Here is a 16,169-nt window from a genome sequence, read left to right as displayed (position 1 = left end):
ACTTCAGGGTTTAAAATAAACTTGAGGTGAAAAAATGACACTACAAATTGGAGAAGTAGCAAAAAGAAGTCAAGTTACTAAAGACACTATTCGATACTATGAACGCTTAGGTCTAATCCCTGAACCAACAAGGACAGATGCTGGGTATAGAACCTATGCAGAAGAGATCGTGGAACGTCTAAGTTTTATTAAAAGAATGAAAGAGCTTGGCTTTACTTTAAAAGAAATTGACAAACTTTTAGGAGTGGTAGATAAAGATCAAGCGAAATGCAGTGATGTGATTGAGTTCTCCAAAGAAAAATTAATCGATGTTCAAGACAAAATCAGAGATTTACAAAACGTTGAAAAGATGTTGATGGACTTACAAACCTGTTGTGGTTCACCAAACGAAACAGGGATATATGAATGCGAGATTATTGAAACAACGTTAAAAGGTAAGTCGAATTGTGATACAAAATAAAGCACTTTAAGAGGAATGTTCAAAAAGTCACCAAATGATAAGCGGTGCATCTGTTCGTTGGCTCGTTTTTCCGGTCCTCATGTAGGGAAAGCCTACACTTCGGTCCTGCATTTAGTCTATGGACTTATTTTTGGAATTTTTATGGATAGAAAAAAGGGTAAATAATTTTCAGACAGGAGAGAAAAAATGAAAGATAATAAGTTATTTGCAACTGGTATTGGTGCTTTTAGTTTGTGTGTGTTATGTTGTGTTGCTCCATTTTTGGCGATTGGTTTAGGGGCAATAGGACTTGGTTTTCTAACAGGTTATTTAAATTATGTGATCCTCCCTATCATTGCAATATTAATAGGAATAATCTTTTATAAATGGAAACAGAAAAAGTCCAAGTCCTTATGCAAAACAGGCAAATGTAAATGTTGTTCTTCATAATATGGTGGAGTGGAGTAAAAAAAGGAAGGGGGGGTCTGACCCCTTTAGCCCTACATTTCGATCAAATTTTTGGTCCTGCCTGCTGGATGTCTTGTGAAACATTTGAAAAGCGGTCAAAATTTGCATGAAACCTTTCTGCTAACTCTCGTGCTTTTTTGTCATAAGCCTTTGGGTTTTCCCATGTATGACTTGGGGTTAATAGGTCTGTTGGAACCCCAGCTATCGCTTCTGGAATAAATAAACCAAAGATAGACTCTTGTTGGTAGTTTACGTTTTCCAAATCACCATTAATTGCTGCCCGAACCATGGCACGGGTGTATGCTAATTTGACCCTTTCTCCGACTCCATACGGACCTCCTGACCAGCCTGTATTGACAAGATAAACACGTACATCATGGTCATCAATTTTTTCACCAAGTAATTCAGCATATACACTTGGATCAAGCGGCAGGAACGGCTCACCGAAGCAGGCAGAAAAAGTAGCTTCCGGTTTGGTAACCCCTCGCTCGGTACCTGCAAGCTTTGATGTGTAACCGGATAGAAAATGATACATGGCCTGTTCTTTCGTCAGCTTTGATATCGGTGGAAGTACGCCAAATGCATCCGCTGTAAGAAAAATAATGACTTTCGGATGACCAGCCATACTCGGTGTAACTGCTCCCGGAATTTTTTCAATCGAATAAGCTGCACGGGTGTTTTCTGTATGTGTATTATCATCAAAATTTAACGTACGTGTTTCTTCATCCATTGCTACGTTTTCTAATACTGAACCATATTGGATTGCCTTCCAAATTTGTGGTTCTTTTTCCTGTGATAGTCCGATACATTTAGCATAACAGCCGCCTTCAAAATTAAAGACACCGTTATCTGACCAGCCGTGCTCATCATCTCCAATCAGCTTCCGTTCGGGGTCTGCCGATAATGTTGTTTTACCTGTTCCAGATAAGCCAAAAAACAATGCCACATCATCCGAACGCTCCCCCATATTAGCGGAACAATGCATTGGAAAAATGCCTTCCAATGGTAATAAATAATTAAGAACGCTAAACACAGACTTTTTCATTTCACCTGCATAAGCTGTACCGCCAATTAACACCATTCTTCTTTCAAATGAAATAGCAATAAATGTTTCTGAATTAAGGTTATCCTCGGTTGGATCTGCTTTTAATCCAGGTAAGCACATAACCGTAAAATCGGGCTCCTGCTTTTCAGAATCTAGGGGCTCTTCATCAATAAATAATTGTTTTACAAACAAATTATGCCAAGCAAATTCATTGATAACCCGTATAGAGAGTCGGTGCTTTGGATCAGCACCGGCTGCTCCTTCAAACGTAAAAAGCTCTCGTTCAGACATATATGCTAATGCTCTTTGGTAGAGCGAATCAAACGTTTGTTGGGACATCTGTTGGTTGACATTTCCCCACTTTACCTTATCCTTTGTATAGGAATCTACAACAATATATTTGTCCTTTGGTGATCTACCGGTAAATTGTCCGGTGAAGGCATCTATCGCTCCACGCTCTGTAAGTTTAGCTTCCTTCCGTGTTATGGCCTTTTCAATAAGCTGAGATACTGACAAATTTTTGTATACGTTTTTTAGATTAAGCGTATCCATTGTATTAAGCACTTTCACTTTTCTCATTCCTTCCACTCTCTTGTTCTAAGCAATCCGAGCTACAAATAGCATAAAAAGTGGTAACTTTAAACGAAGGAAACGTTTCTACTACACGTTCACAATGTCTACAAACTACAACACCCATCTCAGGAAGATCTTTGTAATTTTCCACTTTCAATCATCCTCTCCTTCATATAATAAGAAAGCTCAGCTACTCGACACGTGTAAGCCCATTCGTTGTCATACCAGGCTAATACTTTAATCTGGTCTCCCATTACTGCAAGCGATGGACTATCAACAACCGCTGATTGTGAACTGCCGATATAATCAACAGAAACAAGTGGCTCCTTTACAATACCGACTATTTTATTCATATCTCCCCGGGATGCTGAATCAAATGCTGCTCTCACTTCATCAACGCTATATTCGCCAGCTACCTGTACAGTCAAATCAGCTAAAGATACATCTTGTGTTGGCACCCGAACAGCGGTACCTTCCATGCTAGTGGCTAAATGCGGCAGCACATCTTTCAACGCTTTTCCAACTCCTGTAGTTGTCGGAACAATTGATTGTGTACTTGCACGTGCTCTACGCAAATCTTTGTGCGGATTGTCCAAAGACTTTTGGTCGGATGTTATCGCATGAATACTAGTTAACCAACCTTTTTTTACATGAAACCTGTCATCTAGAACCTTTAATACAGGAGCAACGCAATTTGTTGTACAGGATGCCGCAGAAACAAACGTATGTTTTACTGGATTGTATAATTGCTCGTTTACTCCCATAACTACGGTTAAATCGAGGTCTTTACCTGGTGCCGTCACGATTACGGAGGATGCCCCTGCATGAATATGCCCATCTACACTTTGCCGTTCCTTGAATTTCCCAGTTGCATCAATAACCAGGTTGACACCTAGGTCTTTCCATGGGATATTAGCAGGCTCTCGACAATATACAACGTGAATGAGGTTTCCATTGATGCGAAGTTCATTAGTTGAAGCAGAAATATCGGCATCCCATATTCCATGTACGGAATCATACTTGAGTAAATGTGCGATTGTTTCTGCTGGATAAATACTGTTAATAGCCTTCAAGGAAGTCCTCATACCCTTTTCAGATATCATCTTTCTGATTAACAATCGTCCAATTCTCCCCATACCACTTACCCCAATACCTAATTCCACTTCATCTCCTCCTTAACCAGGATATAGAATAATATAAATAATTAAATATGTTATACTATATGTTGTTTTTTACAATAAAGTGTACATTATATCAATAAATATAGAAATCAATCATACGACCATATAAATAATAGATTAATATACACGAATTACCCTGAAACGAACTGCTTTATTCCTTAACTACATGCTCGCAGCAACCAAATCACGTCCCAAGTGAGAGCTATTTACTTGGGACAGATTTTTTATAGGACATTCAAACTCTATATAAATAAAGGAACGATTAGACCGGCTAATAATAAAATAATTGCTCCACCTAAACGTGAAGAGATTTGTGCAAATGGCATTAATTCCATCCGTTTTGCTGCGGAAAGTACCGCTACATCACCTGTACCTCCCATGTTTGCCATACAAAGACCAGCCGTAATCGCTGCTTCAATTGGATAGAAACCAACAAGTTTACCTAATAACGCTGCTCCAATAATCCCACCTAGTACAACGCCAAATACGGTTAAGACATATTGCAAAGTCAATGCCTCTAATACGGTACCTAAATCGGTATAAGCAACGCCAATACCAAATAGTAAGGCAAACGTCCAATTTTTTGCTACGAACTGGTACCATTGACTGGCACCTTCAACAACCTGTGTAGGAATTACATTGGCAATCTTAGTAATAGCTACAAGAATAATCATGATTGCATATGGGTGTAATGGAATCACAGCGCCTAATAGCGATCCAGCTACAAAAAATGTTAATGCTGCAAGCAGGCCGGCACCCATTTTCTGAATATCGTATTTTAGTTCTGGTTTTTCATATGTGAAGCCTTTAACTAATTGTCCATTACCAGTTAGCGAAGGATAGATCTTACCGATTTTATCTAATAGACTAGCTAATACAATGGCGAACACATTACCAAGTGCTAGTGCTGGCACGAGCATCGAAATGTAGTAACTCGGATCATTTCCAAGTAACTCAGAATAAACTTGACTCATGGGAACAGCGCCTGCACCCATTCCTCCGCCCATAATCGGCATTGCAATGACTAAGACAGCCTCTTGAAGTGTGAAGCCAACAATGGAGCCAATTAGTCCAGTGAGTGCCATTGCACCAAGAACAGCTCCTCCAATTGGAAGAAAATAACGCAAGCCAACTTTCACTAATATTTTTGAGTTCATTCCTAAAATACTACCGGTAATTAATGCTGCAATATAAAAATTTAGAAAACCACCAGATCTCATAAAGTCAGTAATAGAAGTTGTGACGGCTTCAGGCAGTAGTCCACCATACACCATGTAAGCGGAGCCAAAAATGGCGAGTATAGCTCCTCCACCAAGATAACTTTTCACGATTGGTAATCGGTCGCCTATCCATCCAAATAACTCACCCAAGACTATCATTACAAGTAAGCTTCCGATCATGCCTCCTGGAAGATTTCCGGTATACATACTTGTTAAAGTAACTGCCGCAAATATGGCAAACCAAATTACTGGAACATTAAAAATTGAAATTTCAGATTTAGAAAAAAGATATTGCACATTTGCAGGATTTGCATTTTTAATAGCTGTATCTTTTGAATAGTCTTTTGCTAATTGTGTCATGAAACTTCCTCCTCATCCTTTGCTTTGGAGTCCAGTTTTAGGAAACCGAACTTCCTTCTTCTGTTGTAATCGTTTCCAACCTTAAACTCATCTTAATACTCCTTTTACAAACTTAAAAGTTTATAAAATTAATGAATTCTTTTTGTAATTAAAAAAAGTAAGTGGTTTCTTTGGCATTAAAAAAATGACTCAAAAACTTGTCGCTTTTGAGTCATTTTAAATAGGCATCGAGTATGTCGCTATTTCCTTTATAAGAGTATTGATAAACCGGCCTGCCAATCCCATACGTCAGCGTTTCTTCCAATACATCGATATCAACTAAAAACATGAGATACTTACGCACGGAAACTCTAGAAATACCTGTCGATTCCGCGATGTCATCTGTTGAAAAAGATTTCACTTTTTTTATCGTGTCGATAATTATCAATAGCGTACTTTTCGTTAACCCCTTAGGCAATACTTTATCTTCCATCATTTTTTCTCGTTCTGAATTTAATAATTTTTGATCAAGTTCCTTCTGATTTAGTCGCTCTCGCTTATGCAATATTTCAAATTTTTCTTTATACCGCATAAGTGCTTGTTTAAACCGAGCAAATTCAAAGGGCTTGATTAAATAATCAATTGCCCCATAGTGTAAGGCGGATTGGATATTTTCCGTATCGGTAGCAGCGGTAATTAAAATAACATCAATTGGTAAGCCTTTTTTTCGAATCGTTGATAACATGTCGAGACCATTTTCCCCTGGCATATAAACATCTAGTAAGATTAAATCAATGCCATTTTCCTTTTCCTCCATTAGTTTTGTCGCCTCTTCTACAGAACCAGCAATGTCAACTAATTGAAATCCTTCAACCTTACTAAGATAGCGCTTATTAAATTCCGCTACCATTGGATCGTCTTCTACTATTAACACATTAATCATCATTTTGAATCCCATCTCTCATTGAAGCATAGTCAACCACTACGTTAAACGTCGTACCTTTTTCACTGGTGGACACCTTAAATTCCCCTTTTAATTTCTCAATACTTTGTTTCATTAGATAAAGCCCGAAGCCTCTGTTTGAACCTTTTGTGGAAAATCCTTTTTCAAAAATTTTCTCGAGATACTCTTTGGATATTCCAGGTCCCGAATCGGATACATCTATGGATAACTTTCCGTCACTTTCCTTTAATTGTAATGTGAGTTTCTTTTCATTACTAGTGGAAAGTGCTTCAATTGCATTATCAACTAGGTTACCAATAATGGTAATGAGCTCTTGACTAATTTCTAAGCTAAGCGCCTTATCAATCCATGTATCGTTTGTGATTGTAAACGTTACATTCCTCTCCCTTGCATAGCTCATTTTTCCCATCAGAAAACCTGCTAGCACAGGATCCTTGATACTTTTTGTAATCGATTCCGCTTCTTGGTTATTAAGGTCAATAATTTTTCGGATAAACGGTACTAATTCATCATAGGCTTCCATTTGGACCATACCAAGTATCACATGAAGTCGATTCATGAATTCATGTGATTGTGCACGGAGCGCCTCCACGTAGGTTCTGACACCTGTTAATTGCTTTGCCAACTGATTCACTTCCGTTTTATCTCTAAATGTAGAGATTGCCCCTACCACCTTATTGTTTACAACTAATGGCTCACGGTTAGTTAAAATAGATATGCCATTTAATGTTTGTTCCTCATCTCGCTCTGATTCTCCCGTTTCAATGACACGGTCTAGTTTCGTGTTAGGCATAAAATCCGTTATTTTCATACCAATCGGTTGATCAGGCAAGCCGGCTTTTTTAAACAATTGACGCGCAGATTTGTTTACTAATGTAATTCTTAGATCATCATCCACCGCCAAGATTCCTTCATGAACGGACTGTAGCATGGTACTCCGCTCTTCTAGAAGCTTTGAGATCTCATAAGGCTCCAGGCCAAATAGTATTCTTTTTATATATTTAGCGAGTAAAATTGCTCCAATTACCCCAATGATAATACCAAGCAAGCTTCCTTCGATAATATTGCGGTGGCTTTGTGACAGGGCAAGCTCAACATTCTCTAGAGAGATTCCAACCGCAACAGCACCGATTTGGTTTCCACTGTTATCGTAGATCGGTGTAAAAGCTCTTAGAGAATCTCCAAGCGTACCTTCAGACACCGATACATATTCTTCACCTTGGAGAACCCTTTGCTCATCTCCCCCGGTAAAGTACTCCCCAATCATGTCCGGATTGGGGTGGGTATATCGAATTCCATCCATATCCATTACAACAACAAACATCATTTCGGTTATTGTTTGGACTTCTTGCGTATATGCTTGAATAGCTTCTGATTTCTCTTGCAATATTAGGCTTTCTTTTACAATCTCAGATTCAGCAACTGTCCTAGAAACAATCTGTACCTTCTCTTCCTGATTGGCTCTTATCCGCTCACTTGTTGTATTACTAATGAGAAGATCTGTAACCAATAAGGAGACTACTACAACGATACAGCCAAAGATCACAATAATGGTGCTTAGTTTAAAATGTCGCATCAACAATCACCTCATATCCTATAAAAAGGATTATAACAAAAACTAGTTTATCTATGTATTTTCTATTATTCGTGAGTAGGCTTCTCCTATTTATTGTTAGACTTTTACATCTATCAGGTAAAATCAAATGAATTGTTTTACTGTTAGAACGAAAAAAATCGACTGCTTGAACGACAGTCGACCGATTAGTTGATAGTACAACGATTATATACGCGCCATATACTATCATTTTACATTCGTATATCACTTAGCTTTTTCGCTTTTGTGTTAATCTTAGATTTTCGTTTAGTTCATCTGCTTTTTATTTGATGAACTGCACTAGCCTAGGCAGCAAGTATTCATTTAAGAACAACAGCCTTTCTAGCTACCCCCGTTTCCATTGCAGCATTTGCAACTGCCTCTGCCACTGCAGGTGCTACTCGTTCATCAAATGGTGCTGGAATAACATATCCCGCAGACAATTCCTGTTCTGAAATAAGGGATGAGATCGCAAGTACAGCTGCTTTTTTCATCTCTTCATTGATATGTGTAGCTTGTATATCTAATGCACCTCTGAAAATTCCCGGAAAGGCTAGTACATTATTTACCTGATTTGAAAAATCCGAACGACCGGTTCCGATCACTCTTGCACCAGCAGCCTGGGCATCTTCTGGCATGATCTCCGGTATTGGATTTGCCATTGCAAAAATAATAGCGTCCTTATTCATCGTAGCAACCATTTCTTTTGTTAATGCAACAGCAACAGATACTCCAATAAATACATCCGTACCTACTACAGCTTCCTCTAGTGTACCTTCTACATTATTGTGATTGGTACTTTTCGCGATCGTCTCTTTAAGTGGATTCATTCCATATGGACGTCCTTCGTAAATCGCACCTTTAGAGTCGCATAAGATAACATCAGAAACACCAAAGTTATTTAATAAATGGACAATGGCAATACCAGCAGCACCTGCACCATTAATCACTACTTTGATCTCTCCCATTTTCTTATTAACTAGCTTTAGTGCATTTACTAGGCCCGCAACAGTGACAATTGCTGTTCCATGTTGGTCATCATGAAATATTGGGATGTTCGTTTCCTTTTTCAACCGTTCTTCAATCTCGAAACATCTCGGTGCTGAAATATCTTCTAAATTAACGCCGCCAAACGTTGGCTCAAGAAGCTTTACCGTGTTAACAATTTCATCCACATCATTTGTATTTAAACAAATCGGAAACGCATCAACACCGGCAAAGCTTTTAAATAGAACTGATTTTCCTTCCATTACAGGCATAGCCGCTTCAGGTCCAATGTTACCTAGGCCTAAAACAGCGGATCCATCAGAAACGTTTGCAACGGTATTTCCTTTCATCGTATAATCATATACTTTCTTCTTATCATTATAGATTTCTTTGCAAGGCTCTGCTACTCCAGGTGAGTATGCTAGACTTAAATCATACGTGTTTTGAACTGCCACTTTTGCAGTTGTTTCTAGTTTCCCTTTATTGTCTCTATGCATTTGCAATGATTGATTCCGCAATGTATCCATCGTTATCCTCTCCATTTCCCACATTAAAATTGATATCATAAGATTATTTCCTTTGACCTGATCCATCTTGGTTGCAAGATGAATACTTTTTCAAATAAAAAAACGCTATCATTTTTGAATATCGTCTTATACACCTATTTATAATAAATATTTTCTGCTTATTGTAGGTTTTATAACTATTAAATTCTTTTTGTAATTAAAAAAAGAGATGCTCCATACCTGGTATAATTCAGGAAGCGAGCACCTCTTTAAGTGAGTGAAAGGTCATGCTTTTCAACATCCTATATCAAAATATCTATCCAAATCTTCATTGAAGTGCCCAAAATCAATAGTGCCAGTATCCATTGTAGAAGTTTTGTATTTACTTTCTGACCCATTTTTGCTCCCATTGGAGAAGCTATCAAACTGGCTATTACCATGATAAATGCCGGTAAAAACGCTACCTGACCAGTTGATATTTTTCCAACGGTAGCCCCTATGGAAGAAATAAAAGTAATGGCTAAGGAAGATGCAATGGTCACACGTGTTGGTAATTTTAAAATAACTAACATAATTGGCACCAACAGAAATGCCCCTGCTGCCCCAACAATACCGGCCCCAACACCTACAATGAATGCTAATAATGCTGCCAGCCATTTATTAAAGGTTACTTGACCGGTAGGGGTATCCTCTTTTCCTTTTTTCGGGAGGAACATCATAATCGCCGCTAGAAGCGCCAATATACCATAGACAAGATTGATAACTTCTCCTGACATCATCCTTGAACCATAACCTCCTATTAAACTACCAATTAAAATACTTACTCCCATATAAATAATGAGCGTCTTATTTAAATATCCACCTTTCCGATATGCCCATACACCTCCAATCGTTGCAAAGAAAACTTGTATGGCACTTATTCCTGACACCTCATGTGCACTAAATGCCGCCAAGCCAAATAGAGGTGGAACATAGAATAACATAGGGTACTTTATGATTGATCCACCGATCCCGACCATACCAGATATATAGGAACCGATGAACCCTATCAAAAAGATGGTTATCACAAACAGAAAATCCATATAGCTTACCTCCTAACTAGAAAAGGGAACCATGTTTTCTGGTTCCCTTCATTATTTACCCTTTTTTCACCCAGAACTTTAAAACACCGTCTTCTTCTGTATCTTTTAGCAATTCATGACCGCCTGACTTTGCCCATGCGGCAAGGTCACTTTTGGCGCCTTTGTCTGTTGCATGAATTTCTATAATTTCTCCTGTTTCTAATTCATTGATGGCTTTTTTTGTTTTAACAATTGGCATTGGACATGCTAAACCTTTTGCATTTAATACTTTTGTTACGTTCATCGCTTATCTCCTCCTAATAGTTATCGAACTGCACAACGATTTGGACCGATTTCCATTTCACGTTGTTTTTCATTATCTGGACTGATTTTCCCCATATTTGTTTCACGTATTTCTTCGTAAGCATTTGGTTGCGGTGGCAAATTTTCCGTTACTAATTTTCTAAATGCCGTATCGTCTTTCATGTTTAATCCATGGTTTTTTTCAAATAGAGTACCCAATGTTTCAGAGACACTCCCGTCTTCATTTAGTTCATCGATGATCATGAAATGTGCTGGAAGAACAAGGAGTTCCTCTGGTAGTTCGCGATAACGGGTGAAGAGACTTTCTCTTAAATCGTCTACCCAATCTTCTGCCTTCCCTGCTAAATCAGGTCTTCCTATAGAGTCAATGAATAAAATGTCACCAGAAAGTAAAAATTTCTCGTCGACAACAAAAGATGTTGATCCGATTGTATGACCTGGTGAATATAAAGCGTGAATCGTTAATGTTGTGTTGCCGATCGTTACATTTGTGCCACCTTCTAATGGCTGATAATCAAAGGTAGCTTCCACTGCATCTTTTGGTGGCAGCCAGTACGTTGCATTTGTTCTTTCCGCAATGGCACGACCACCGGAAATGTGATCAGCGTGTAGATGTGTATCGAAAACATTTGTAATTTCCACATCCATATCACGGGCAAAATCAATACATCCACCATCCGCGTTGCATCAACTATGGCAGCCTCTCCATTGGAAATAACCATGTAGGATAAACAGCCTTTTCCAATTCGGACAAATTGATAAATTTCTCCACCATCTTTTAAGTCTCCTACTTTTACAGGTTCTAAATGTTCGCTCCATGCTTTCATACCGCCTTTTAAATAAGAAACATCTAACCCTTCGTCAGAAAGCATATCAGCAACCAAAACAGATGAGCCTTCTTTTGCACATACAACCAAAATCTCTTTGTCTGATGGAAGTTTACCCAAAATACCCTCCACCCCATCTAATAGCTCGAAGTAAGGGACATTTAAATAATCAAAGTTCGCTCCTTCCATTTTCCAATCACTAAAAGCATCTTCATTCCGAACATCTAAAATAAATAACTCATCTTTATTGATTACTTTTTGTGTTACTTCTTTTGCACTCATTTCTCTTATTGTCATCCGAAATACCTCCCACTGTATATTTTTATTCAAAAAAATTTAATCTACCGTTTTTTCCGTTTGACCTTTCCACTCGCTCATCCCTGGGACAACATTTACTACGTGTTTAAATCCTTTATTCGCAAGCTTTTGTGCTGCTAAATCACTACGATTTCCAGTTCGACAAACGACATAAATTGGAGTTTCAGAATGTAATTCATGGAAACGATTCTCTAACTCCCCAAGCGGAATTGATTTAGCCTTTGGAATGTGACTAAACACGTATTCGGCATGTTCTCTTACATCTAGCACAGTCAATTCCTCACTGGATGAAAGTTTTTGCTCTAATTCCTCGTTTTTCATGACATGCGGATGCTTCTTTGGAATATTTTCTTCTCCACTTGCTTTACGAAGATAATGCTTTAACACATTACCAGCTTCTACTGTTCCTAAATATTGATGACCTGAACTTTCTGCCCATGCTTTCAAGTCTGCTTTTGACCCTTTATCCGTTGCCTGAACCTCTATCACTTGCCCAGGCTCTAAGTGATTCATTGCTTTCTTCGTTTTTACAATTGGCATAGGGCAAGCTAACCCTTTGGCATCTAAAACAATATCAGTATTGATCATTTCCATTTAACATACAACCTCCTATTTTTATTACCTGTCATGGTATTTTTCACTTTTAAAATTTTTCTTTTATAACACGTGTATTTTTTCATTTGATATGCCTGCTTATCCTTTCTACGGTTACTAGATAAACAGATTTACGTTTCCTTCTTCTGCGTCACCGATATAAGCAGCAACTCCTGCATAATCTAGCCCATCGAGCAACTCTTCTTTTTGCAGACCAAGAAGATCCATCGTCATCGTGCATGCAATTAGCTTCACCTCTTGTTCTTGTGCCATTTCAACTAGTTGTGGTAAAGACAGCGCATTATGCTTTTTCATCACTTGTTTAATCATTTTTGGACCCATTCCTGCAAAATGCATTTTTGAAAGCCTCATTTTATCGGCGCCACGTGGCATCATTTTTCCAAACATTTTTTCTAAGAAGCCTTTATTTACTGGCACTTGTGTGTCTTTCCGTAGTGCATTTAACCCCCAAAAAGTGTGGAAAATAGTAACTTCATGATCATAAGCGGCCGCCCCGTTTGCAATAATATAGGCTGCCATTGTTTTATCGTAATCACCACTGAACAGGACAATGGTTGTTTTCTTTCTATCAGACATTGTGATTCCTCCTCGTTCTCAATTACCCTATAGGGTATATTTTGTCTCAAAAAAAATTAGCCCTTCTTTTTAATCCAGAAATTCCTGTCCGGTTAATTAGTCCAAACCGTTAAAACACTTTTCATATTATACCCATACAGGTATTTTGTCAACTAAAAATTTTTCGCTCCTATTCACTAGCTTTAGGAGCAGTTGACAAGTCATATTTTATACCCGTTATGGTATATTGTCAACCGAAAGAGATATAAACTTGTTTCCATCCTCTTCTCATTCCATACGAGACGCTAGTGGGTACACTCAATCAAACGTTGCTCAGTACCCTGCTGAAGTTTTCATTGTTCTCTCTATTTGATCAAACGTTTGTTTAAATTGTTGGAGTGGAAATCTCCCGCTTCAGAATCAGCAACATGGCTCTTGCTTTAATGATATCTTCTATACAGTTGTTTAAATGCTGGTTACTTTTCAACCAGTAACCAGCATCTATTTATGATTGATCTTCTGCTATCACTTTTTCCAATGCTTGGACAAAAACCTCTGTTGGCTGTGCACCATTGAGGGCGTACTTTTTGTTAATGAGAAAGAAAGGCACACCACTAATGGCATACTCATTAGCTTGTTGCTCATCAGCACGTACTTCTTTCTCCATCTCATCGCTTTCAAGCATATGAACTACCGCTTCTCGATTCAATCCAACTTCCTCAGCAAGTTCCGCTAATGTTTCGTGATTACCAATGTGCTTGGATTCAGAAAAATAAGCATGTAAAATTCTTTCTGTCATTTCTTTCATAAGACCATGTTTCTTAGCGAAAACAGCCAACCGATGGGCATCAAATGTATTAGTCAAAATGAGTGTATCCATCTGATAATCCAAGCCAGCCTCTTTCGCCATTTGCACCATGTTCTGGGTATTTGCTTTCGCTTCCTCGATACTCATTCCATATTTTTTCGATAATTTTTCATAGATATTTTCTTTTACATCTCGTTCCATTGTGGGATCCAATTCGAAGCATCTATAAGTAACTTCAATTGGATGGTCAATCTGTTGAAGAGCGCCCTCCAGACGCCTTTTGCCAATATAGCAAAACGGTCAAGCAAAGTCCGTCCACATTTCAATGTGCATCATTCATCCCTCCATTTACCTTATTATAAGAATTAGTATACCGCAATGGTATACGAATAGTCTTGGTTAGTGCTTGTTTAACTAAGGCCTCCGTGTCTACGTACAATCTTTAATAGATGATACAAAACAAAATTCTATCAACGACACACTTTGCGAAAAGCCCTGTCACATTTGATTTGTCACTTTCTGTTAAATTGTCTCTTATGAAGGAATTGATTCGACATAACACCGCAATTATTTCCAAGGAAATATTCTCCATGACATAAAAAATTGTCACCGATACGCATTTTGGGGTCAGACCCCTTATACTCCTGCGGTGCACAAAACATCACCCTGATTACGGTTATAAAAATTTGGAGGTGTGGAACATTAAGGGATACTGAATAAGTTACTGAAAATATGATACATGAGGTGAGATTGTGAAGAATATAAGCTCGGTTTTTTGGTACGCATTACTTATTTGCGTTGTGTTAGTACTATGGGGTGGGATTGCTCCCGGACATTTACAAAGCGTAACATCAAACATAACAGCATTTATTTCTAAAGCATTTGGTTGGTACTACCTATTAATTATTATGTTGTTATTAGCTTTCTGTATCTATTTAATTTTTTCTCGGTTTGGAAAAATTAAATTAGGTAAAGACGATGATAAACCTGACTTTAAATTAGCTACATGGTTTGCCATGCTATTTAGTGCAGGGATGGGAATTGGACTTGTTTTTTGGACAACTGCAGAACCAATTTCCCATGCATTTAAAAGCCCACCAGGTGCGGAGGTCGGATCCAACGAGGCAATTAAAGAGTCGCTTCAATATTCCTTTTTCCATTGGGGGATACATGCCTGGGCAGTGTACGCCGTTGTAGCACTTGTTTTAGCATATTTCAAATTTCGAAAGGATTACCCAGGACTAATTAGTGCAACACTCATACCTGTATTTGGCGAAAAAAGTATGCGAGGCAAGCCAGGAACATTAATTGATATATTAGCTATTTTTGCAACGATTGTCGGGGTAGCTTCTACGCTAGGTTTTGGATCCGCACAAATTAACGGCGGATTGTCTTATCTATTTGGCACACCAAATAACTTTGGAATGCAATTAGCGATTCTTGTTGTTGCCACCGTGCTGTTCATCATTTCCGCGTGGTCTGGAATTGGTAAAGGTATTAAACACTTGAGTAACGCCAATATGGTGCTCGGATTAATACTAATGCTTCTTCTATTCATTGTAGGACCTACGTTATACATTTTAAACATGTTTATAACAACACTTGGTGGCTACATAGCTAATTTTTTTCATATGAGCTTTTACCTATCGCCGCTTAATGAACAAGGCCGTACATGGATAAACAGTTGGACTATTTTCTACTGGGCATGGTGGATTTCATGGGCACCATTTGTAGGCATATTTATCGCTAGAATATCCAAAGGCCGTACCATTAAAGAATTTATGCTTGGTGTATTATTTGTACCAGCCATTGTGTGCTTTATCTTTTTTGCCGTATTTGGTGTTTCCGCATTGAATATTGAGCAAAACGGAATTGATCTCATTTCTGAGTACACACTAGAAACAACTACGTTTGGCGTGTTACAGCACTATCCGTTAGGCATAATGATGTCATTAATTACCATCATCGTGATTGCCGTCTTTTTTATCACTTCAGCTGATTCAGCAACGTTTGTGCTGGGAATGCTAAGTACAGGTGGCTCTATCAATCCTGCTAATTCGGTTAAAATCACATGGGGACTTACGATGTCAGCGTTGGCAGCAATCATTGTTTACTTTGGCGGTACGCCAGGTCTACAAAATATGTTAATCATTGCTGCACTGCCATTTTCAGTTATTATGATGTTAATGGCATTCTCCTTCTATAAAGCAATTGATCATGAAATCGTAAAAATAAAAAGGAAAGACCGCAAGCGGCAAAAACGTGAACAACGCGGGGAATTAACTTAATTGTAAAAGACGACATCGTTAAAAACCACCCTTACGCTTTCGAGCTAAGGGTGGTTT

15 protein-coding genes and 1 pseudogene are annotated in these 16,169 nt (G+C 38.4%); 3 read left to right on the top strand and 13 right to left on the bottom strand.

What is annotated here, in order from left to right; translation table 11 throughout:
- Positions 1-34 precede the first annotated feature (34 nt).
- Together JOC48_RS11765 and merF are read left to right on the top strand one after the other, a co-directional pair.
- Positions 35-460, top strand: coding sequence for a MerR family transcriptional regulator (locus JOC48_RS11765; protein ID WP_204499911.1), 426 nt, complete (start codon positions 35-37; stop codon positions 458-460).
- Positions 461-646: 186 nt separating this feature from the next.
- A complete protein-coding gene (merF, locus tag JOC48_RS11760) occupies positions 647-889 on the top strand; it encodes a mercury resistance system transport protein MerF (RefSeq protein WP_204499910.1) in 243 nt (80 codons plus the stop codon).
- Positions 890-950: 61 nt separating this feature from the next.
- Here merF and pckA read toward each other — a convergent pair whose 3' ends face one another.
- The 13 genes and pseudogenes from pckA to JOC48_RS11695 all read right to left on the bottom strand — a co-directional run bounded on the left by pckA (position 951) and on the right by JOC48_RS11695 (position 14,112).
- The gene (gene pckA, locus JOC48_RS11755; RefSeq protein ID WP_204499908.1) at positions 951-2,531 is read right to left on the bottom strand and encodes a phosphoenolpyruvate carboxykinase (ATP); all 1,581 of its coding nucleotides are present in this window, start codon (positions 2,529-2,531) and stop codon (positions 951-953) included.
- Positions 2,509-2,676, bottom strand: a complete 168-nt coding sequence (locus JOC48_RS11750) for a GapA-binding peptide SR1P (protein ID WP_338024292.1) — start codon at positions 2,674-2,676, stop codon at positions 2,509-2,511. The genes pckA and JOC48_RS11750 overlap by 23 nt, the downstream gene beginning before the upstream one ends.
- A complete protein-coding gene (gap, locus tag JOC48_RS11745; RefSeq protein ID WP_338024291.1) occupies positions 2,651-3,688 on the bottom strand; it encodes a type I glyceraldehyde-3-phosphate dehydrogenase in 1,038 nt (345 codons plus the stop codon). Before gap ends, JOC48_RS11750 begins: the two co-directional genes overlap by 26 nt.
- 260 nt (positions 3,689-3,948) lie before the next feature.
- Positions 3,949-5,286 carry a 2-hydroxycarboxylate transporter family protein gene (locus JOC48_RS11740; RefSeq protein WP_204499906.1) on the bottom strand — a complete coding sequence of 446 codons (1,338 nt, stop codon included), beginning with the start codon at positions 5,284-5,286 and terminating at the stop codon, positions 3,949-3,951.
- 211 nt (positions 5,287-5,497) lie between these two features.
- Positions 5,498-6,208, bottom strand: a complete 711-nt coding sequence (locus JOC48_RS11735; RefSeq protein ID WP_204499905.1) for a response regulator — start codon at positions 6,206-6,208, stop codon at positions 5,498-5,500.
- Entirely contained in the window at positions 6,201-7,805 is a 1,605-nt protein-coding gene (dcuS, locus tag JOC48_RS11730) for a DcuS/MalK family sensor histidine kinase (RefSeq protein ID WP_204499904.1), read from the bottom strand. The genes JOC48_RS11735 and dcuS overlap by 8 nt, the downstream gene beginning before the upstream one ends.
- A gap of 338 nt (positions 7,806-8,143) precedes the next feature.
- Positions 8,144-9,337 carry an NADP-dependent malic enzyme gene (ystJ, locus tag JOC48_RS11725; protein ID WP_204499903.1) on the bottom strand — a complete coding sequence of 398 codons (1,194 nt, stop codon included), beginning with the start codon at positions 9,335-9,337 and terminating at the stop codon, positions 8,144-8,146.
- Positions 9,338-9,618: 281 nt separating this feature from the next.
- Positions 9,619-10,398: a sulfite exporter TauE/SafE family protein gene (locus JOC48_RS11720; protein ID WP_204499901.1), complete on the bottom strand. Its 780-nt coding sequence runs from the start codon at positions 10,396-10,398 to the stop codon at positions 9,619-9,621.
- Positions 10,399-10,453: 55 nt separating this feature from the next.
- On the bottom strand, positions 10,454-10,681 hold the full coding sequence (locus JOC48_RS11715; RefSeq protein WP_204499900.1) for a sulfurtransferase TusA family protein: 228 nt from the start codon (positions 10,679-10,681) through the stop codon (positions 10,454-10,456).
- A 20-nt stretch (positions 10,682-10,701) separates the two neighbouring features.
- A pseudogene (locus tag JOC48_RS11710) lies at positions 10,702-11,825 on the bottom strand (MBL fold metallo-hydrolase).
- A 39-nt stretch (positions 11,826-11,864) separates the two neighbouring features.
- Positions 11,865-12,440: a sulfurtransferase TusA family protein gene (locus tag JOC48_RS11705; protein ID WP_204499899.1), complete on the bottom strand. Its 576-nt coding sequence runs from the start codon at positions 12,438-12,440 to the stop codon at positions 11,865-11,867.
- 117 nt (positions 12,441-12,557) lie between these two features.
- On the bottom strand, positions 12,558-13,037 hold the full coding sequence (locus JOC48_RS11700; protein WP_204499898.1) for a DsrE/DsrF/DrsH-like family protein: 480 nt from the start codon (positions 13,035-13,037) through the stop codon (positions 12,558-12,560).
- A 484-nt stretch (positions 13,038-13,521) separates the two neighbouring features.
- On the bottom strand, positions 13,522-14,112 hold the full coding sequence (locus JOC48_RS11695) for a DsbA family protein (RefSeq protein WP_204499977.1): 591 nt from the start codon (positions 14,110-14,112) through the stop codon (positions 13,522-13,524).
- A 464-nt stretch (positions 14,113-14,576) separates the two neighbouring features.
- Here JOC48_RS11695 and JOC48_RS11690 point away from each other — a divergent pair, with 464 nt between their 5' ends.
- Positions 14,577-16,112, top strand: coding sequence for a BCCT family transporter (locus JOC48_RS11690; RefSeq protein WP_338024290.1), 1,536 nt, complete (start codon positions 14,577-14,579; stop codon positions 16,110-16,112).
- The last annotated feature ends 57 nt before the right edge of the window (positions 16,113-16,169 follow it).

It is taken from the genome of Aquibacillus albus, assembly GCF_016908325.1.
GTDB lineage: Bacteria > Bacillota > Bacilli > Bacillales > Amphibacillaceae > Aquibacillus_A > Aquibacillus_A albus.
The sequence above is the reverse complement of the archived record's forward strand: the minus strand, read 5'-3'. Positions and strand labels throughout refer to the sequence as shown.